The 19,734-nt window shown below is 60.1% G+C and carries 22 protein-coding genes and 1 pseudogene; 9 read left to right on the top strand and 14 right to left on the bottom strand.

Translation table 11 applies throughout. The features are described from left to right. Positions 1-4 precede the first annotated feature (4 nt). The 4 genes from HFO99_RS19135 (at position 5) to HFO99_RS19125 (ending at position 3,032) form a co-directional block, all read left to right on the top strand. Complete coding sequence (locus HFO99_RS19135) at positions 5-886, top strand: glycosyltransferase family 2 protein (protein WP_222362888.1); 882 nt, start codon at positions 5-7, stop codon at positions 884-886. 128 nt (positions 887-1,014) lie between these two features. Then, positions 1,015-1,242, top strand: a complete 228-nt coding sequence (locus HFO99_RS33455) for a hypothetical protein (RefSeq protein ID WP_261323222.1) — start codon at positions 1,015-1,017, stop codon at positions 1,240-1,242. A 47-nt stretch (positions 1,243-1,289) separates the two neighbouring features. Further along, positions 1,290-1,874, top strand: a complete 585-nt coding sequence (locus tag HFO99_RS33450; RefSeq protein ID WP_315860486.1) for a class I SAM-dependent methyltransferase — start codon at positions 1,290-1,292, stop codon at positions 1,872-1,874. Positions 1,875-2,243: 369 nt separating this feature from the next. After that, positions 2,244-3,032, top strand: coding sequence for a glycosyltransferase family 2 protein (locus tag HFO99_RS19125; protein WP_222333457.1), 789 nt, complete (start codon positions 2,244-2,246; stop codon positions 3,030-3,032). Between the two features lie 42 nt (positions 3,033-3,074). Here the strand turns inward: HFO99_RS19125 and HFO99_RS19120 are convergent, their stop codons facing one another. From HFO99_RS19120 to HFO99_RS19110, 3 genes are read right to left on the bottom strand one after another with little or no spacing between them, the layout of a single operon-like run. After that, positions 3,075-3,878, bottom strand: a complete 804-nt coding sequence (locus HFO99_RS19120; RefSeq protein ID WP_222362880.1) for an anti-sigma factor family protein — start codon at positions 3,876-3,878, stop codon at positions 3,075-3,077. Continuing rightward, positions 3,875-4,480: an RNA polymerase sigma factor gene (locus tag HFO99_RS19115; RefSeq protein ID WP_222362878.1), complete on the bottom strand. Its 606-nt coding sequence runs from the start codon at positions 4,478-4,480 to the stop codon at positions 3,875-3,877. Before HFO99_RS19115 ends, HFO99_RS19120 begins: the two co-directional genes overlap by 4 nt. A 47-nt stretch (positions 4,481-4,527) precedes the next feature. Further along, positions 4,528-5,064 (bottom strand): tetratricopeptide repeat protein, encoded by a 537-nt coding sequence (locus HFO99_RS19110; protein ID WP_222362876.1) that lies wholly within the window; start codon positions 5,062-5,064, stop codon positions 4,528-4,530. A gap of 171 nt (positions 5,065-5,235) precedes the next feature. On the opposite strand from HFO99_RS19110, the gene HFO99_RS19105 reads away from it, so the two are divergent. The 3 genes from HFO99_RS19105 (at position 5,236) to HFO99_RS19095 (ending at position 8,115) form a co-directional block, all read left to right on the top strand. Then, positions 5,236-6,288, top strand: a complete 1,053-nt coding sequence (locus HFO99_RS19105) for a type III polyketide synthase (RefSeq protein WP_222333462.1) — start codon at positions 5,236-5,238, stop codon at positions 6,286-6,288. Further along, complete coding sequence (locus HFO99_RS19100) at positions 6,285-6,788, top strand: isoprenylcysteine carboxyl methyltransferase family protein (protein WP_222362874.1); 504 nt, start codon at positions 6,285-6,287, stop codon at positions 6,786-6,788. The genes HFO99_RS19105 and HFO99_RS19100 overlap by 4 nt, the downstream gene beginning before the upstream one ends. 76 nt (positions 6,789-6,864) lie before the next feature. Beyond that, positions 6,865-8,115: an NAD(P)/FAD-dependent oxidoreductase gene (locus HFO99_RS19095; protein WP_222333465.1), complete on the top strand. Its 1,251-nt coding sequence runs from the start codon at positions 6,865-6,867 to the stop codon at positions 8,113-8,115. Here HFO99_RS19095 and HFO99_RS19090 read toward each other — a convergent pair. The 8 genes from HFO99_RS19090 to HFO99_RS19055 form a co-directional block, all read right to left on the bottom strand. Beyond that, positions 8,105-8,644, bottom strand: coding sequence for a gluconokinase (locus HFO99_RS19090; protein ID WP_222333467.1), 540 nt, complete (start codon positions 8,642-8,644; stop codon positions 8,105-8,107). The two genes, HFO99_RS19095 and HFO99_RS19090, sit on opposite strands and share 11 nt — an antisense overlap. Before the next feature lie 27 nt (positions 8,645-8,671). Beyond that, a complete protein-coding gene (locus HFO99_RS19085; protein ID WP_222333469.1) occupies positions 8,672-9,625 on the bottom strand; it encodes a peptide ABC transporter ATP-binding protein in 954 nt (317 codons plus the stop codon). Then, positions 9,622-10,638 (bottom strand): ABC transporter ATP-binding protein, encoded by a 1,017-nt coding sequence (locus HFO99_RS19080; protein WP_222362872.1) that lies wholly within the window; start codon positions 10,636-10,638, stop codon positions 9,622-9,624. The genes HFO99_RS19085 and HFO99_RS19080 overlap by 4 nt, the downstream gene beginning before the upstream one ends. Next, positions 10,638-11,528, bottom strand: coding sequence for an ABC transporter permease subunit (locus HFO99_RS19075; RefSeq protein WP_222362870.1), 891 nt, complete (start codon positions 11,526-11,528; stop codon positions 10,638-10,640). Before HFO99_RS19075 ends, HFO99_RS19080 begins: the two co-directional genes overlap by 1 nt. A 9-nt stretch (positions 11,529-11,537) precedes the next feature. Continuing rightward, positions 11,538-12,542 carry an ABC transporter permease subunit gene (locus HFO99_RS19070; protein WP_222362868.1) on the bottom strand — a complete coding sequence of 335 codons (1,005 nt, stop codon included), beginning with the start codon at positions 12,540-12,542 and terminating at the stop codon, positions 11,538-11,540. Between the two features lie 86 nt (positions 12,543-12,628). Further along, a complete protein-coding gene (locus tag HFO99_RS19065; RefSeq protein ID WP_222362866.1) occupies positions 12,629-14,224 on the bottom strand; it encodes an ABC transporter substrate-binding protein in 1,596 nt (531 codons plus the stop codon). A 337-nt stretch (positions 14,225-14,561) separates the two neighbouring features. Continuing rightward, positions 14,562-15,044 (bottom strand): iron-responsive transcriptional regulator RirA, encoded by a 483-nt coding sequence (gene rirA / locus HFO99_RS19060; RefSeq protein WP_003545647.1) that lies wholly within the window; start codon positions 15,042-15,044, stop codon positions 14,562-14,564. A gap of 343 nt (positions 15,045-15,387) precedes the next feature. Continuing rightward, entirely contained in the window at positions 15,388-16,884 is a 1,497-nt protein-coding gene (locus HFO99_RS19055) for a CoA-acylating methylmalonate-semialdehyde dehydrogenase (RefSeq protein WP_018070268.1), read from the bottom strand. A gap of 179 nt (positions 16,885-17,063) precedes the next feature. Between HFO99_RS19055 and HFO99_RS19050 the strand changes: the two genes are divergently transcribed. Beyond that, positions 17,064-17,378 carry a putative quinol monooxygenase gene (locus HFO99_RS19050; protein ID WP_222362864.1) on the top strand — a complete coding sequence of 105 codons (315 nt, stop codon included), beginning with the start codon at positions 17,064-17,066 and terminating at the stop codon, positions 17,376-17,378. Next, complete coding sequence (locus HFO99_RS19045) at positions 17,375-18,256, top strand: LysR family transcriptional regulator (RefSeq protein WP_222362863.1); 882 nt, start codon at positions 17,375-17,377, stop codon at positions 18,254-18,256. Before HFO99_RS19050 ends, HFO99_RS19045 begins: the two co-directional genes overlap by 4 nt. Here the strand turns inward: HFO99_RS19045 and HFO99_RS19040 are convergent. The 3 genes and pseudogenes from HFO99_RS19040 to HFO99_RS19030 all read right to left on the bottom strand — a co-directional run. Beyond that, a complete protein-coding gene (locus HFO99_RS19040) occupies positions 18,253-18,420 on the bottom strand; it encodes a hypothetical protein (RefSeq protein ID WP_196767176.1) in 168 nt (55 codons plus the stop codon). The genes HFO99_RS19045 and HFO99_RS19040 overlap by 4 nt on opposite strands. Before the next feature lie 42 nt (positions 18,421-18,462). Continuing rightward, a complete protein-coding gene (locus tag HFO99_RS19035) occupies positions 18,463-18,900 on the bottom strand; it encodes a DUF4174 domain-containing protein (protein WP_222362860.1) in 438 nt (145 codons plus the stop codon). Between the two features lie 232 nt (positions 18,901-19,132). Continuing rightward, a pseudogene (locus HFO99_RS19030) lies at positions 19,133-19,734 on the bottom strand (rhizobiocin); the annotation flags it as partial.

Below are 19,734 nucleotides of genomic sequence, written 5' to 3'. Positions count from 1 at the left end.
TTTGATGCGCGTAAACGTCCTGATTCCGGTCTTCAACCGACTTGAGCACACTCGCAAAGTGATTGCGTCCCTGAGGGCCCAAACCGTTGTCGACAATATTCGAATTGTTATCATCGATGACGGTTCCACCGACGGCACCGCTGAATTCCTCGCGGCGCAGCCAGATGTGACAAGCATAAGAGCCGATGGCAATTTGTGGTGGGGCGGAGCTATGGATGTCGGCCTGAGGCGGGTTCTGCCTGAATGCGGCACCGACGACTACATCCTTTTCGTCAATAACGATACGTGGTTCGGCCCGACTTATGTTGAAACACTGATACGGTGTTCACGCGAAAATGGGAATGCCATTGTCGGCAGCGTCGTGCATGAGGAGGAGAGCGACCCGCCTTTGACGGGCGTGGGACCGCGCTTGAACATAAATCGTATTGCGGTATGGGATATTCTTGCCGAGTTGAGTGAAGAGGAGCGCCGGAATCCTAAGCCGCTCTATAAGGCGGACGCGCTCAGCGGTCGCGGAACGTTGTTTCCCGCGGAACTGTTCAAACGGCATGGAACCATGCGTCCCCGTCTCCTGCCGCATTATATGGCCGATTACGAAATATCCATGCGCTTCGCACGAACGGGCGTACCACTCCTTGTTTCCAGCGAAGCCATAGTTTATTCACCGCCCGTCTACGGCGCTCACGTGTCGAATACGTCTTCGTGGAAGAAGCATTTTGGCCGGCGCTCGCCCCACAATGTATTTCAGCGGGCCGCGTTCTATTCTTTGATCGGCACGCCTTTGCAACGGCTGACAGCGCCATTGCGCATGGCGGCCTTCATGATTATCCGGACGGCCCATGCTCTGCGAGCGAAGAAACGAAAAAGGACAATAACGACGCGATGAAGAGCGATCATCAGATGCAGTGTATCGCCTGAGGTTCGAATATGGAGACATTTATCGAGCGCATATCCGACGATTGATACAGCTGCCCCGGTGTATATTCGATCAAGAGGTGCGTGTCTTGCGGTCATATGACGACGACACCGCCGCTCACGGAAGAAGACCTGCCGGGGCTTTACAGTACGTATTATCCACGCCGGGAAGTCGATTTCTCCGCCATCGAGCGAGAAGCTGCGCTGGTAAACAAGCCTTTCGCCGCTTTCAATCGTTGGATGGCCGGCACCGAGCACCAAGGCCACTATCTGGCGCTGCCTGGTGTACTGGATGTCGGTTGCGGCTCATGCATTTCACTCCTTTAAATGCGTAACAAGGGTATTGAAAGCCGGGGGATCGGGCGGATCCGAATGTGCGGAGAATCGCTGATCATTTCGGTCTGCAGGTCCATATCGGCAACATTTGCGATCTGCCTTTTCCCGACATGAGGTTCGACCTGATTGTATTGAATCAGGTGCTCGAACATGTGCCGGATCCCTCGGCCATGCTGCAGGCGGTAAGAGAACGTCTCACCCCCCAGGGTCGCGTGATCATGGCGTTCCCCAATACGGGCTCGTTTCATCACAAGATCTGGAAAGACCGCTGGATCAATTGGCACATTCCCTATCACCAAAATCATTTCAACCGCACCTCTTTTACTAAACTCGCCGGCAAGTTTGGTTACAAGGTCGAAAACGTCAGAACAGTTACGCCTAATCTCTGGTCCGTCCTGCAATTACGCACCGCACGCGAGCGGAAGCAGGAGGGCAAGTCATCATCCACCTGGACGCACAATGCTGATGCAATCCAAGTCAGGCCACCGTTCTTCACTCGGCTGAAGAACGTAGCCCTATCGCGTGGCGCACGTGGGGCCGGAATGGTGATGGGATTGGGCAATCGAATTCTGGATGCCGCAGGCAAGGGCGACAGCCTTCTCTTCGTGCTGAGGCCGATCTAGAAATTCCAGCCCGCTCTCCCGCAAGGTCAGGCGATCGCACGTAGGAGAATTCAACGGAACGCTCCAACTGCATAGGATATGCGAGCACGGGTGCAGTTCAAGCTCACGCCGCAAGGCCTGGATGCAATGAGGTATGGCGTATCAAGAACCGGAGGAAGTTGCTTCGAAATGTCGAGGGGCGCAGGATGGAGCCGAGTGCTCGAGCCCCCGGCTAGCAAGATGCCTTTTGCGCAGCTTTTTCTTCGAAAACAAGGGACCTCCTGCATTGATCAAGGATAATCTGCAGTACTGGATTGCGACGCCGCCTTTCCGTCTGCTACGGGTTGGCCAGATTTCGCCCCTTAGAATGTAAGCAAGACACCCGTCAAAATGGCTGCAGACACTGCCGATCCACGTACTCCCCGGATAAGCCTCATCACTGTTTGCTGGAACGCCGAGCAGACCATTGCCGATACGTTGCGGTCCATCGACACGCAAACCTACCGCGATTTCGAGCACATCATCATTGACGGTGGCTCAAGCGATTCCACGCTCGCCATCATCGCTTTGGCGCCGGCGGACAACCGCCGCGTACTTTCGGGACGGGACGGAGGTATCTATGAGGCCATGAACAAGGGGATTGGCCTTGCGAGCGGCGACATCATCGGCTTCTTGAATGCGGACGACACTTTCGAGAGCAGCGACTCCCTCGAAACAGTGGCGGCCGCGTTGGACGATGAAGCCTATGACGGCTGCTATGGCGATCTCATCTATGTTTCCAACCAGCATCCCGATCGCAAGGTCCGTTATTGGAAATCCTGTGCGTTTGAATCCGGTACTTTTGGACGCGGCTGGTGTCCGCCGCATCCTACATTCTATGTTCGGCGTCGCATCTATGAACGGTTCGGGACGTTCGATCTGCGTTATCGGCTGGCAGCCGACGTCGAGCTTATGATGCGATTTCTGGAAGTCGCGCGCATCAGGACCCTTTATATCCCCCGCGTGTTGGTGAGGATGCGCTTGGGGGGCGCCACAAACAAAAACATTCAGAACATATCGCGTCAGAACAAGGAAGTGCTGCGTGCCCTTGCTGACCACGGCTTAAGGGTCTCGACCCTCATGTTCTGGGCATCGAAGCTTGTGAACCGCCTCGGTCAGTTCGTGAAACGAAATCGATAGCAGGATTTATCAAGTCCGATTTCAGGCCGGGTCAATAGCAGGTCAGACCGCCACTTTCCCCCACACCCCTTCCGCAATTGCCGTCATCCTGTCCGCCGCCGCATGGCCAATCAGCATGAAGGCGTGCGTGCCGTTCGACCAGTAGACGATATTCATGCCCTTGCGGCTTTCGAGATCCGGCGCTTTGGGACCGGCATCGGAGCGGACGATGCAGAGCGCCATCGGGCCGGTCTCGGGGTCGAGATAGGCGACCTGGGCAAGCGCCTTACCGTCATATTGCAGCAGCAGGGCGCGTTTGAAATCGATCCCCGGGAGCGAGACGGCTTCGGGGGAGAGTGACAGGCCGAGCTTTTCGTCAAAACTGGCGAGCTGGGCGGCCTGGTCCTCTCTACCAGGCACGGGGCCAGCCAGGGTCTCCGGGGTATAGAGCGAGATATAATCGGCGACCACGGCGCGCCATTCGCTGTTTTCGTCCTTTGCCGAGAAGCTCCTGCCGATGCCGATGACGGCGCGGTCGATGGCGATGCCGGCGACCAGCGAGGCGGCGAGCGCGCCGAGGAAGCGGCGTCGGCTGGCAACTGCGGGCGTGGAGGCGGGTCTTGCGCTCGGCTGCGCCGGAATGGCGGCAAGCATCGTCTCCAGCTTCTCGCGCGGGGCTTCCGACAGCAGTGGGGCGAAGGCCAGCTTGAACGGCAGGCTGGCGCGCGCCAGGAATTCCAGCCGTTCGGCGGTGCTCTCGTCTTCCTCCACCATGGTTTGAATGCGCGCGGCCTCTTCGGCCGTCAGTTCGCCGTCGATGAAGGCGGTCAGGTCCTCGTCGGAGGGAATGGTGTGTTTCGTGTTCATTGCCGTCCCCCTTCCAGTCCGGTGCCGGAGAGCTTGGCGCGGGCAGCAGCCAGCCGGCTCATCACGGTTCCGATCGGGATATCCAGTATGCCTGCAACCTCGCGATAGGAAAGTCCTTCCACATAGGCGAGGAAAACCACCGTCCTCTGCGCCTCAGGCAGCGCATTCACCTGTTTCAGCACCTGATGGGCCATCACCTGCGTTTCGGTGTCGTGCGCGCCGTCGAAGGTCAGCGTCTCCCCGGCATCGACGAAACCCTGACCCTGCCGCACCCGGCGGGAGCGAATCTCGTTCAGCCAGATCGAGTGCAGGATCGAAAACAGCCAACGGTCGAGCCGGGTGCCGGAGATGAACTGGTCGGCGCGCTCGAGCGCGCGAAGGCAGGTCGCCTGGACCAGGTCGTCGGCGACATCGCGCTGATGCGAGAGAACGAGACCATAACGCCAGAGCCTTGCCAGATTTTCCGTCAGGCCGCTTCTGATATCCGCTTCGCTCGCGATGGCCACCTCCGCCAATCCTGCATCTCTTGAAACCGCCGGATGAACCGGCGATTCCATTCTCGCGCGACTATAGGCAGGAAATATGCTGCGCGCGACCGACATTCTCACATCCCATTCGTGGTTCGGTATTCTCGCCCGTGGCCGGCCGATCAGATCTTCGAAGGGTCGAGGATCGCGGCGTTCAAGTCCTGATATTCCTCGCAACCGGTGCCGCAGATCGCCTTGATCGTGTTCAACTGATCCTTGGCGAGATCGAGCTGGCCTTTGATGACGTAGGCTTCACCGAGATATTCGCGAACCTTGGCGTAATGCGGGTCCATCTTCACCGACTTCAGATAATAGGAGATGCCCTCGTCGGTGCGGCCGAGCCTGCGGGTGGCATAGCCGCGATAATTGAGCACTTCCGCGGTGTTCTGGTCCTTGACGGTGTCGAGCACGGCAAGCGCCTCTTCATAACGACCGGCCTTGGCCAGCGAATAGGCATAATCGGCGCGGTTCTCGTCCGAGACGTTGGCGCTTTGCTGCTTGACGCATTTCTTGGTCTTCTGGTCGTAGATCTCGCCCTTCTTGCAGGTGGGCGTTGTGCTACTGTTATCGCCAACCGCAAAGACCGGGCCGGAGAAAACAGAAGCAACAAGGCAGCCGCCGAGAACGATGGAAGCGATGCGGGCTGTCGTGATCGTCATGGGGAAACTCCTCTGGAAATGACGTTGCGAGGAGAGAACACCGCTGCTTCGGGCTTTATTCGGCTGCTCCTCGCATTTCTTTCGTCACGGTTTCGTGAAGCGCGCTGATCCGAATAATTTCGGCGTAGGCGTGTTCTCAGTCGTTGCGCCGGGAACGACAAGGAGAACTCCGTGACCGATACCGTGAAACTCGTCAGCCTCGCCGTCGCCACACCCGAACATGTCATTTTCCAGAAACAGGCGGTCGAAGCCTCGGCCCGGCTGTTTGCCGACCGCTTCGAGGATTTCCGGCATCTTGCCCGCGTCTTCGACAGCGCCGGTATCGAAAAGCGTCATGCGGCGCGGCCGCTTGCCTGGTTCGACGAGCCGCATGGCTGGCAGGACCGGATGCAGGCCTTTGCAGAGGTGGCGGGCGGGCTTTTCGTCGAGGCTGCCAGCTCCGCCCTTCGTCAGGCGGGGCTTCAGGCCGGCGATGTCGACTGTGTCGTGACCGTCTCCTCCACCGGCTTTACGACGCCGAGCCTCGATGCACAGCTAGCTGGCCGGATGGGTTTCAGACCCGATATCGAACGCGTGCCGGTCTTCGGGCTCGGCTGTGCGGCTGGCGTGTCAGGCCTTGCGATCGCCTCGCGGCTGGCGCGAAGCCGGCCGGGCACTGTTGTGCTTTTCGTCTCGATCGAGCTTTGCACGCTCGCCTTCCGGCTGGACGAGCTGACGCGGCCAAACATCATCGCGACAGCGCTTTTCGGCGATGGCGCTGCCGCCTGCGTGCTGCGATCAGGCGAAGACGGGCTGGCGGAAGTGGAATCGACCGGCGAACATCTCTTTCCCGACACGCTCGATATCATGGGCTGGAAGATCGACGACGGCGGCTTCGGCATCGTACTGGCGCAATCGCTGCCACCCTTTGCCGAAAAGGAGCTTGGCCCGGCGGTAACGGCCATCCTGGCGCGAAACGGGCTGAAACCGGAGGATGTCGACCGCTTCATCTGCCATCCCGGCGGCACGAAGGTGCTGGCGGCGATGGAGAGCGCGCTTTCGCTGGTGCCGGGCACGCTCGATCACGAGCGCGCCGTGCTTGCCGAATATGGCAACATGTCCTCGCCGACCATCCTATTCGTGCTGGAGCGGGCAATCCGCGCCGGGTTGCCGGCGCGCTCGGCGATGATCGCCATGGGGCCGGGCTTTTCGGCCAGCTGCGTGACGCTCAGGAGGGCGGCATGATGTGGCAGTCGATCGCGCTTCTGGCATTCGTGACGCTGCAGCGGCTGGCGGAACTCGTGCTCGCGCGGCGCAACACGGCGGCGCTTCTTGCCAGAGGCGCCAGAGAGGTGGCACCCGAGCATTATCCCACCATGGTGGCGCTGCATGCCGGCTGGATCATCGGGCTTTGGCTGCTTGCACCGGGCCGGCCAGTCGCGCTCCTTTGGTTTCTGGTGTTCATGGGGCTGCAGGCGCTGCGGCTCTGGGTGCTGGCGACGCTGAAGGGCCGCTGGACGACGCGTATTATCGTCCTGCCCGGTGCGCCGCTCGTCAGCTCCGGGCCCTATCGCTTCCTCCGCCATCCGAACTATGCGATCGTCGTCGGCGAGATCGCCGTCCTTCCCCTCGCCTTCGGCCTGCCACTCTACGCGATCGTCTTTTCTCTTCTCAACGCGCTTATCCTCCATGTCCGCGTGAAGGCTGAAAATGCCGCACTGAAAAGCGCAATGATTTTGAAATGAATGCGATTTTCCGTTTGCGTCGCGGTATCGGCGCGGGCATTTTCACCGCATTAGACAAAGCGGAATGCAAGCGGAAATGACGAAAAACGCAATCGTGCTCGGCGCCGGCATCGTCGGGGTTTCCACGGCCATCCATCTTCAGCGGCGCGGCCGGCAGGTGACGCTGATCGACCGCAAGGATCCAGGCAACGAAACCTCGTTCGGCAATGCCGGCCTGATCCAGCGCGAAGGCGTGGCACCTTACGGCTTTCCCCAGCAGCTCGGGCTTTTGCTGCGTTATGCGCTGAATAACCGCATCGACGCGCATTATCACCTGCGCACGCTGCCGAGCCAGATCGCCTTTCTCGCCCGCTACTGGTGGAATTCCAATGCGCGCCGCCACGCGATCATCACCCGGGCCTATGCGCCGCTGATCGAAAATTCGATTGTGGAGCACAAGGACCTGATCGAGGCGTCGCAGGCCGAAGGGCTGATCCGCAAGGACGGCTGGATAAAGATTTTCCGCACTGAAGCCAAGCGCGACGCGGCTTTCGCAGAGGCAGCACTTTGGCAGAATGAATTCGGCGTGGAATATGACAGCCTGACCTCCGTCGATATCGCCCGCATGGAGCCTCATATGATGACCGGCGATTTCGCCGGCGGCATCCGCTGGCGCGACCCCTGGTCGGTGCTCGACCCGCATGCGCTGACATCGGCCTATCGCCGCTATTTCGAGAGGCTCGGTGGCCGGTTCGTCACGGGCGACGCCGCCTCGCTTGGTCCGTTCGGCTCCGGCTGGAAGATCATGACCGCGGAAGGTCCACTCGAAGCCGACGATGCTGTGATGGCGCTCGGCCCCTGGGCGGCCGTTGCAACGCGCCGGCTCGGCTACTCCTTCCCGCTCGGCGTCAAGCGCGGCTATCACATGCATTATGCCGCCGAGGGCAATGCCGTGCTCAACAACTGGACGCTCGATGCCGAACGCGGCTATCTTCTTGCGCCGATGAACCGCGGCATCCGCCTGACGACCGGGGCGGAGTTTGCAACGCTCGACGCGCCGAAGACGCCGGTCCAGCTTGACCGCGCCGAAGCCGTGGCGCGCACGATCTTCCCGCTCGGAGGCAGGCTCGATCCCGAACCCTGGATGGGTGCGCGCCCCTGCACGCCGGACATGATGCCGATCATCGGCAAGGCGCCGCGCCATCAGGGCCTGTGGTTTGCCTTCGGTCATGCCCATCATGGCCTTACGCTCGGGCCGGTGACCGGCCGCGTGCTTGCCGAACTCATCACCGGCGAGACGCCGTTCATCGATATCGCGGCCTATTCGCCGCAGCGTTTCAACCCGTAACGCCTAGTGTTGCAAGACCGTCGAGGGCCGTTGCCGCAATGCCGTCCACCGTGTCGTCGATATCGACGGTGACGACGCCCGGCTCGCCTGTGGGCACCTCAAGCGTCGCCAGCTGGCTGTCGAGCAGCGAGACCGGCATGAAGTGCCCCTTGCGCTCGCCCATCCTTTTCACCAGCAGCGCCCTGGAACCTTCGAGATAGACGAAGAACAGATTGCCGCCGGCAGCAGCCCTGAGCCTGTCGCGATAGACTAGCTTCAGCGCCGAGCAGGAAACGATGATGCCCTTGCTCTTCTCCAGCGAGGCCTTGATATCTTCGCCGATGCGGTCGAGCCACGGCATCCGGTCGTCATCGGTCAGCGGAATGCCCTTCGACATCTTCTCGACATTGGCGGCCGGATGAAGCGCATCGCCTTCGACGAAGGCCAAGTGCAGGGCTTCGGCGAGTTTCTCGCCGACGGAGGATTTGCCACAGCCGCTGACCCCCATGACGATGATCGCATAGGGCCTGTTCATCTGCTTATCCGGCATGTTTGCTCCTCGGGCTTATCTTCCCGCTCAATCGAGCGGGAAGTGACAGGCATATTGTTGTGCGCCTTCCCCACTTAATTCGGGAGAAACCTGGCGACAATAGTCCTGCGCCTTCCAGCAGCGCGGATTGAAGTGGCAGCCCGTCGGCGGCTTCAGCGGCGAAGGCAGTTCACCCTGCAGGCGAATGCGGGTCTTCGCGCGGTCGGGATCGGCAATCGGCGTCGCCGACAGCAAGGCTGCCGTGTAGGGATGGCGCGGCCGGGCGAAGACCTCGGCGGCGGGACCGGTTTCCACGGGACGGCCGAGATACATCACCATCACCTCGTCGGCGATATGATGGACGACGGACAGGCCGTGCGAGATGAAGAGATAGGCAAGTCCCATCTCCTTCTGCAGGTCCATCAAGAGGTTCAGCACCTGCGCCTGGATCGAAAGGTCGAGCGCCGAGACCGGTTCGTCGAGCACCAGCACCTTCGGCCGCAACATCAGGGCGCGGGCAATGGCGATGCGCTGGCGTTGGCCGCCCGAGAACATATGGGGATAGCGGCCATAGTGCTCCGGCCGCAGGCCGACGCGGGCCATCATCTCCTCCACCTTGCGGCGGCGGGCGGCGGCGTCGAGACTGGTGTTGATCTTCAGCGGCTCTTCGAGGATCGAGCCGACCTTCTGGCGCGGGTTGAGCGAGCCGTAGGGGTTCTGGAAGACGATCTGCACCTGGCTGCGCAGGCTGCGGTCGCCGACATGGGCGGGCTTGCCGTCGATCAGCAATTCTCCCGATGTCGGATTCTCGATCATGGTGACCAGGCGAGCGAGCGTCGACTTGCCGCAGCCGGATTCGCCGACGACGGCGAGCGTCTTGCCGGAATGCAGGCTGAAGCTGACGCCGTTCAGCGCCTTGACGGTGGCATCGGCTTTGAACAGGCCGCGGTTGACGGTGTAGAAGCGGGCGAGATCCCTGCCCTCGAGAACAGCGCCCGTCATACGAGGTCTCCTGCAGTTTCAACGGCCATGATGCCGGGATGTCCGAGCGGCTTGCCGTCCTTCAAGGGATAGTTGCAGAGCGCCAGTCCGAGCTCCGGCCCCTGGCGGACGACGCCGCGATCGCATTCGACCGTGGCAAAGCCACAACGCGGAGCAAACAGACAGCCCGTCGGGCGACCATGCTGGCCGGGAACGACACCGGCGATGGAGGGAAGACGCTGGCCGACCTTGGCGCGCTCAGGCAGCGCTGCGAGCAGAGCTGCGGTATAGGGGTGATGCGGATCGCGGAACAGCGCCCTCACCGGCTGTTCCTCGACCTTCTGGCCGGCATATTGCACCTGCACGCGCTCGGCGGTTTCGGCAACGACACCCATGTCGTGGGTGATCAGCACCAGCGCCATGCCCTGCTCCTTCTGCAGGCGGACGAGCAGGTCGAGAATCTGTGCCTGGATCGTCACGTCGAGCGCAGTCGTCGGCTCATCGGCGATCAGGAGCTTCGGATTGCAGGCGAGCGCGATGGCGATCATCACGCGCTGGCTCATGCCGCCCGACATCTGATGCGGGAAGTTCGACAGGCGCTCTTCCGGCGCCGGAATGCCGACGAGGTTCAGGAGCTCGATCGAACGTTGGCGGCGCTCCTTGCGATTGAGGCCCATATGGACGCGCAGGGTCTCGCCGAGCTGGAAACCAACCGTGAAGCATGGATTGAGGCTCGACATCGGCTCCTGGAAGATCATCGCCATGTCCTTGCCGATAATCCTGCGGCGCTGGCGGGCGGAGATGCCGCGCAGGTCCTTGCCGTCGAACTGCATGCGGTCGGCGGTGATCTTCGCCGTCCAGGGCAAAAGCCCCATCAGGGCAAGCATGGCAACGGATTTACCCGAGCCGGATTCGCCGACGACCGACAGGATCTCGCCTTTGTCGCAGGCAAGCGATACGCCGTCGACGGCGCGGAAGAGACCGGAAGAGGTCTGGAATTCGACAGTCAGATTTTCAATCTCGAGGAGTGGCATCACGACCTCTTCAGCTTGGGATCGAGCGCGTCGCGCAGGCCGTCGCCCATCAGGTTGATGGCGAGAACGGTGATGAGGATGGCAAGACCCGGAAACGTCACCACCCACCAGGCGCGCGAAATGAACTCACGGGATTCGGCCAGCATCGTCCCCCATTCGGGTGTCGGCGGCTGGGCGCCCATGCCGAGAAAGCCGAGGGCGGCGGCATCGAGAATCGCCGCCGAAAAGGCGAGCGTCGCCTGAACGATCAGCGGCCCCAGACAGTTCGGCAGGATCGTCTTGAACATCAAACGAAAGGTGCCGGCACCGGCCACACGCGAGGCGATCACATATTCCTTCTCGCGCTCTGAAATGACCGAGGCGCGCGTCAGCCGCACGAAATGCGGCTGGTTGACCAGCGAAATCGCGATCATCGCATTGGTAAGCCCTGGCCCGAGCACGGCCACCAGCACGAGAGCGAGCAACAGCGACGGGAAGGCCAGGATGATATCCATCAGGCGCATGATCGCCGTATCGATCTTGCCGCGGAAATATCCGGCGACGAGGCCGATCAGCACGCCTGAAATGACCGAAAGCGTGACGACGACGACGCCGATGAAGAGCGAGAAGCGTGCGCCATAGATCAGGCGTGAGAGGATATCGCGGCCGACGGCATCCGTTCCGAGCGGGAAGGAGGCGCTGCCGCCATCCATCCAGAACGGCACGGCGAGCAGTACCGCACGGTTCTGCTCGTTCGGTTCATGCGGCGCAAAGAGCGGCGCGAAGACCGCAACGACAAGGATGATGGTGAAAACCACGAGGCCGATGACGGCTCCCTTGTTGCGGGAGAAATAATGCCAGAACTCCGCAAGAGCGGATGGCTGGCCGGCTTTGACGGTGACGGTGCTCATGAACCGCTCCTAGTGACGAATGCGCGGATTGATGAAGCCATAGAGAACATCAACAATCAGATTGACCAGCATGATGACGCCGGCGATCAGCAGAAGACCGCCCTGGACCACGGCGTAATCGCGCTTGAAGACCGAATCGACCATCCATTTGCCGATACCCGGCCAGGAGAAAATCGTCTCGGTGAGGATGGCGCCGGCAAGAAGGACGCCGATCTGCAGGCCGATCGTGGTGACGACGGGGATCATCGCATTGCGCAACGCGTGCACTCCGACGACGCGTAGCGGCTTCAAGCCCTTGGAACGCGCCGTGCGGACATAATCTTCGCCAAGAACCTCGAGCATTGCCGAGCGTGTCTGGCGCGCAATGACAGCAAGCGGGATAGTCGCCAGCACGATGGTCGGCAGGATGAGATAGCTGATGGCGGAGGCGAAAGCCCCCTTTTGGCCTGACAGCAGGCTGTCGATCAGCATGAAACCGGTAACCGGCTTGAAGAAATACATCAGAGAGATGCGACCGGAAACCGGCGTCCAGCCGAGATAGCCGGAGAAGAAGATGATGAGCAGCAGACCCCACCAGAAGATCGGCATGGAATAACCGATGAGGGCAACACCCATCACGCTCTGATCGAACCACGTGCCTCGCTTGACCGCCGCAAAGACGCCGGCGGGCACGCCAAGACAGACGGCAATGATAATGGCACAGAGCGAAAGTTCCAACGTTGCCGGAAACAGCGTCAGAAATTCGCCGAGAACCGGCCGCTTGGTGACGATCGAGGTGCCGAGATCGCCGTGCAGCACTTTTACGAGGTAGTCGAAATACTGCACATACATGGGCCGGTCGAAGCCGAGATCGTGCATGATCTGGGCGTGACGCTCCGGCGCCATGACACGTTCACCCGACAGGAGCATGACGGGATCGCCGGGAAGCATGCGGATGAACGAGAAGGCAATGAGGGAAACGCCGAGAAATGTCGGGATCAGCACCGCGAAGCGGCTGATGAAAAAACGCAACATGGCAGGTATCCAATAGTTTCCGGCGGTCAGGAAGACCTGACCGCCGGCTGCGCCCAGCTTTGCCGGGCATTCTTACATTATTCTTGTTATTCGGATACGTCGACGCCGTCGAAGCGGTGAATGCCGAGCGGATCCATGAAGAAGCCCGAGACCTTCTTGCTCATCGGAACGAAGACGAGCGAGTGATCGAGGGCCGCCCAAGGGGCTTCCTTCTTGAAGATCAGCTGAGCCTGCTCATAAGCCTTGGTGCGCTCGCCGACATCGGCCGTGAGCTTGGCCTTGGTCATCAGGTCGTCATATTCCTTGTTGCACCACTGCGCGCGGTTGTTGCCGCCGACGGCATCGCAGCCGAGCAGCGTATCCATGAAGTTGTCCGGGTCACCGTTATCACCGGTCCAGCCGAGGATGACGGCGCCGTCGCGCTTCACGTCGGAGGAGAGCTTCAGATATTCGGCCCACTCATGTGTGACGATCTCGACCTTGACACCGATCTTGGCGAAATCCGCCTGCATCAATTCGGCGGCGCGGCGCGCGTTCAGCATATAGGGGCGCGAAACCGGCATCGCCCAGATCTTCATGCTGAGATCCTTGACGCCGGCATCGGCGAGAGCCTTCTTGGCAGCATCCGGATCGTACTTGTCGTCTACGACGGCGTCGTTATAGGACCACATCGTCGGCGGGATCGGGTTCTTGGCAACGGCGGCAGCACCCTGGAAGACGGCGTCGATGATCGCCTGCTTGTTGATCGCCATGTTGAGCGCACGGCGAACTTCCGGCTTGTCGAACGGCGCCATCTGGGTGTTGTAGGCGAGGAAGCCGACATTGAGACCGGCCTGCTCCAGCACGGTCAGATTGTTGTCCTTCTTCAGCTCGGAGACGTCGGCTGCATTCGGATAGGGGATCAGATGGCATTCGCCGGCCTTCAGCTTCTGAGCACGGACAGCCGCGTCAGAGGTGATGGCGAAAACCAGATCGTCGATCTTTTCCTTGCCCTTGAAATAGGTTTCGTTCGCCTTGTAGCGGATGACGGCATCCGGCTGGTAGGCGACGAAGGTGAACGGGCCAGTGCCGAGCGGCTGCTGGTTGAGCTGCGCCATCTTGCCGTCGGCGGCGAGCTTGTCTGCATATTCCTTGGAGACGATCGAGGCGAAGTCCATGGCGAGGTCGGCGAGGAACGGCGCTTCGGGATGGTTGAGCGTGAACTTGACCGTGAGGTCGTCGACCTTTTCGATCGACTTGATCAGCTCCGGGAAGCCCATGCCGGCGGCGTATTCGTAGGAACCGCCCTCGACATACTTGTTCCAGGGATTGTCGGACTTCAGCTGGCGCTCGAAGGAGAACACGACGTCGTCGGCGTTGAAATCGCGCGTCGGCGTGAAGAAGTCGGTGGTCTGGTACTTGACGCCGGGATGAAGCTTGAAGGTGTATTCCGTGCCGTCGGCAGAAACGCTCCAGCTGTCGGCCAGACCGGGCTCGATCTCGGTCCCGCCATGCTTGAATTCGACGAGGCGGCTATAGACCGTGCGCGACGACGCGTCGAAGGTCGTGCCTGCCGTATAGAGGCTCGGGTCGAAGCCTTCCGGCGAGCCCTCGGAGCAATAGACAAGGGTCTTGGACCAGGCCGACGTCGCCATGACGGAAATCAGGGCCGTCGCTGCCAGGAGGACGGAGATCTTTTTCATAATATTGTTTCCCGGTTGTTCTTCTTGATGTTTGGAGATCGTAGAATGCATCTCGATCGACGGTTGATGGAACGATATTTATCTACTGAAAGCAACGGGCTATGCAGAAAAATTTTCCAGCTGGACAATTTTAGAAATTTTCAGTCAAAAATCAGCCGCATTTGGAAATATTCGGACAAAAATGACCGAAGTTTTGTCGCATTTGGTATAAAAGCGCGCCCATCGCGACATGCAACCGGCATTTTCCCAGCATTCGGAGGCCGATGAGACGTCCGCAATAACAAAAAACCGCAGTTGCCAGGCAACCGCGGTTCAGAAGCAAATTCTGCTCTTTAAATCAGGCGGCGGGGGCAACGATCGCGGGCTTGCGATATGCCGGCTCGCCGGTAATGCCGAGAAGGAAATTGATCTGCGGACGCGCCTTGACGAGGTCGTCGATGGAATATTCCGACAGCACGGCGAAGAAGGCGTTGAGCGCCTTGCGCAGCGCCGAATTCAAACCACAACTGTCGACCAGCGGGCATTCGACCTCACCGTCATCCTCGAAGCATTCGGCCATGGCGAAGCTGTCTTCCGTCACCCGAACGACGTCGAAAAGACTAATGTCGGCGGCCGGCTTGCCCAAGCGCACGCCGCCATTGCGACCGCGCACCGTTTCGACCAGACCCGCCTTGTTCAGCGGCTGGAGGATCTTGAAAAGAAAGAGCTCGGAAACGCCATAGGCCCTGGCGATTTCGGGAATCCGGCTCAAGTGCCCGTCATTGGCAGCACAATACATCAACATGCGAACCGCATAGTTCGTCTGCTTCGTCAACCGCATGCCATTCTCCTGACTCGTCTGTTCAGACCTATATAGGCGGTTTGCTAGTTTTGAACAATTCCAAATTATGAAATTCGCATTCAGCTTATGAGGCCATTTGCCGCGACGTCAATCCCGCTCCAATATCTCGACGTCATAGAGGATCGCCCACCTGCGCTCGGGCGTGCCTTGCGCATCAGTTTGACCTCGGCACTGGTGAATGGGAGATGGCGAACAGACTGTGCCCTTGTCTCAGAATATGCTCGATGCCGACCGACATCGCCGGCAATCAGCATGACGATGAAAAATTCGGGAGCCAAAAAGGCCCCCGAATTACTGATTTCATATCGGAATGTCGTGACGATCACTTCATCGTCGGCATGACGAATTCCGCGCCGCTCTTGATGCCGGAGGGCCATCGGGCGGTGACGGTCTTGGTCTTCGTCCAGAACTTGATCGAATCCGTGCCGTGCTGGTTGAGGTCGCCGAAGCTCGATGCCTTCCAGCCGCCGAACGAGTGATAGGCGAGCGGAACCGGGATCGGAACGTTGATGCCGATCATGCCGATATTAATGCGCGAGGCGAAATCGCGGGCGGCATCGCCGTCACGGGTGTAGATCGCGACGCCGTTGCCATATTCGTGCTTCATCGGCAGCGACAGCGCCTCCTCATAGTTGTTGGCGCGAACGACTGAGAGCACAGGTCCGAAGATCTCGGTCTTGTAGATATCCATCTCAGGCGTGACGTGATCGAACAGGCAACCGCCGACGAAATAACCGTCTTCATAACCCTGGAGCTTGAAATCGCGGCCGTCGACGACGAGCTTGGCGCCTTCCTCGATGCCGCGGTCAATCAGGCCGCGAACACGGGTGTAGGCTTCCTTGGTGACGAGCGGGCCCATGTCAGCCTTGTCATCGGTATAGGGGCCGATGCGTAGGGATTCGATCTTCGGCGTCAGTTTCTCGACAAGGCGGTTGGCGGTCTCCTCGCCAACCGGAACGGCAACCGAGATCGCCATGCAGCGCTCGCCGGCCGAGCCGTAGCCTGCGCCCATCAGCGCGTTGACGGCCTGATCCAGGTCTGCATCGGGCATGATGATCATGTGGTTCTTGGCGCCGCCGAAGCACTGGGCGCGCTTGCCGTTCATCGCCGCGGTGCCATAGACGTAGCGGGCGATCGGCGTGGAACCGACGAAGGAGACGGCGCCGATATCGGGATCGGTGAGGATCGCGTCGACGGCGCCCTTGTCGCCATTGACGACGTTGAGGATGCCGGCGGGCAGGCCGGCCTCGATCATCAGTTCGGCGAGGCGGATCGGCAGGGAAGGATCACGCTCGGAGGGCTTCAGGATAAAGGCGTTGCCACAGGCGATCGCCGGCGCAAACATCCACATCGGGATCATGCCTGGGAAATTGAAGGGGGTAATGCCGGCGCCGATGCCGACCGGCTGGCGGATCGAATACATGTCGATCGCAGGCCCAGCGCCCTCGGTGAACTCGCCCTTGGCGAGATGGGGAATGCCGCAGACGAATTCGCAGACTTCGAGGCCGCGAATGACGTCGCCCTTGGCATCCTCGATCGTCTTGCCGTGCTCCTTGGAGAGGATTTCGGCAAGCTCGTCCATGTGCTTGTTCAAGAGTTCGACGAACTTGAAAAAGACGCGGGCACGGCGCTGCGGATTGGTGGCAGCCCATTTCGGCTGCGCGGCCTTGGCGTTTTCGACGGCAGCGCGCAGTTCCTCGACGCTTGCGAGCGCGACCGTCGCCTGTACTTCGCCTGTTGCCGGATTGTAGACGTTGCTTACGCGGCCGCTGGTGCCGGCAACCTGCTTGCCGCCGATGAAATGACCGATCTCACGCATGGGTGTTCCTCCTATTTTTCGATGGCCGACAATCGCACTTCAATTTGCACAAATCAATGCGCTGATATAAGCAACCGTTGTGCGTAAATTATAGCCCTATCATTGCATCAGGCGCTGCGGCTGCTTCCAAACTTGGCACCGCACGCCAACAAGTCAAACCCCAAGGGGAGGTCAAACCGATGAGCCGGAAACCCGTCGTCAGAATGGCAGAGCTGGAGATCGACCCGGACACGCTTGAAACCTATCGCGCATTGCTCACGGAAGAAATCGAAGCATCCCTAGCGCTGGAAGATGGCGTCCTTTCCCTGAACGCTGTTTCCGTCAGGGACAACCCAAGCCAGATCCGTATTCTTGAAGTCTACGCCGACCAGGAAGCATACGAGGCCCATCTGCGAACACCGCATTTCCTTAAGTACAAGAACCAGACAGTGCACATGGTGACATCGCTGACCCTTGTCGAGGTCGATCCGATCGCAATGCGTGCCAAGCCATGAACTGGGACGATGTTCGTATTTTCCTTGCCGTCGCCCGCACCGGACAGATCCTTGCCGCCTCGAAGCGGCTGGGGCTCAATCACGCCACGCTCTCACGTCGACTGACTTCGCTGGAAGAGGCGCTGAAGACACGGCTTTTCATCCGTCGCACGAATGGCTGCGAGCTGACGGCCGAAGGCGAAGTGTTCCTGGCATCCGCAGAGCGGATGGAAACGGAAATGCTCGCAGCACAGGCCAGCCTCGGCCACACAGATACGGCAATTGCCGGGACTGTGCGCATCGGCGCGCCCGACGGCTTCGGTGTTTCCTTTCTTGCGCCGCGCATGGGCAGGTTGATCGAGCGCCATCCGGCGCTGAAGATCCAGCTCGTGCCGGTGCCGCGCTCTTTCTCGCTGTCGCAGCGCGAGGCGGATATCGCCATCACGCTGGAGCGACCGGACCAAGGCCGGCTCGTTTCCTCGAAGCTGACGGATTACACGCTCGGCCTTTATGCCTCGCGGGATTATCTGGCTTTACAGGGAGCACCCGCCGATATCGACGCGCTCAAGGCGCATCGCCGTATCGGCTATGTCGAAGATCTAATCTTCACCGCGTCGCTGAATTTTTCCGGCGCAGTCATGCGGAGCTGGGACGCAGGTTTTGAGATTTCGACGGCGATCGGGCAGACGGAGGCGGTACGAACAGGCGCCGGCATCGGCATCCTGCACGATTATATCGCCAGGCAGTATCCGGAACTCCAGCGCATTCTGCCGGAAGTTTCGATCCGGCGCGCCTACTGGACAACCTATCACGAAACGGCGCGCGACCTCATGCGCGTCAGGAGCGTCGCCGATTTCCTCCAGGAACTCGTCAGCGCCGAACGGCACATCTTTCTTTAAGTTTCGAAAGTGTGTTTTGCCGGCTCGTCGTTCTCATCGGGATTGGGAACCGGCGCCTCGTCGGGCATCCGATCCGGCTCCGGCTCCTTGATCGGAGGCACTGGCTTCCAGCCGGGCGCCGGCATCGGCGGCTGATCGGGAATGGGTTCGTTGGGCACGGACATGACCGCCTCCCTTTCATGATTTCAGTTTACGCGACGTTCGGGCTATTTGTCCGGCTTCAGCGATTCGGCAGCACGCATCGGCATGCTATCGATGATAGCGAAGAGCTCTCCATCGGTAATTGGCTCGCTGGCCTTGAGCTTCACGGTGCCGTCCTTGCCGAGAAGGAAAGCGGCGAATTCGCCCACCTCCGGCGCCTCAAGATCGCGGCGGATCGCTTCGCCGTCGAGGCCGTCAGCCGCACCAAAGAGCGATCGAACGCCGGCGCCGGAAACCTTGAGCACCACCAGGTCACGCTCATCGAGGGCCGAGCGGTTGGCGAGCAGCTGATTTTCCTGCCGGGCGGCGCGGGCATTATCCCTGTCGGCGAAAACAACGAAGACGCGGTTCTTCCACTGAAACTGGGCGAGACTTTCGACCGCCGCATAAGCGCTGTTGGTCTCGTCGATCTTCGTCGCACCGTAGAGAAGGGTTTTCGACATGCATATTCTCCCGTTAACATGGAGAACGGTCCGAGAAGGCACGGGTTCCATCTAATCGACAGGATCCCGGTTTTCGTTCCTGCACTCGAGAGGCTGCACGTGCGCTTCCGGATCTCACTTTGCAAACCTTATGCAGGCCAGCCGCGGCGCTGCCGTCTCAGCGGAATTGGTACACGCGGTTACCGGTTAGCCTCTTCCCGCCAAACAAGGTGCCGCGAGGTCCGAGCAAAGATTACGCAAAGAAGAAGTCCCACGATTGCAGGCTTGAAACAGCAACATTCGTTAACGTTATGGTGTTGTCGGAATCGGCTGTGATAATTGTATCGTTCCCGAACTGCTCGATTGCCGCAAAAAGCGATTCCCAGTCGGCGAAAATGCTGTCATCGATCGAGATCACGTCATGTGCGGAGCCGGTTGCCGCGAAGTTTGTGATCGTATCATGGCCCCAGTTCGCCGAATAAACGAAGATGTCGGTTGCTGCTCCACCAGTGAGGGTATCGTTGCCGGCGCCACCTATCAGCGTATTAGAACCACTGCCGCCGACGACAACGTTGTTCAGCGCATTCCCTATTCCGATAAACGCCCCAGTTCCGATAAAGGTGAGGTTCTCGACATTGGCGGCAAGCGTATAGTTCGCCGATGTCGCGCGAACCGTATCGGTCCCGGCGTCGGCGGCTTCGGTGACGATGTCGCTGGCATTGTCGACGATGTAGGTGTCGTTGCCCGCCCCGCCGATCAAGGTATCCGCACCTGTCCCGCCGTTCAGCACATCATTGCCGGCGCCGCCGGTGATCGTGTTGGCGAGCGCATTGCCGGTGCCGGTGAAGCTGGCGG

Origin of the sequence: Rhizobium leguminosarum (assembly GCF_019798305.1) — a bacterium.
Lineage (GTDB): Bacteria > Pseudomonadota > Alphaproteobacteria > Rhizobiales > Rhizobiaceae > Rhizobium > Rhizobium leguminosarum_U.
Note: the sequence above shows the minus strand (reverse complement) of the source record. Positions and strands in the feature narration are given on the sequence as shown.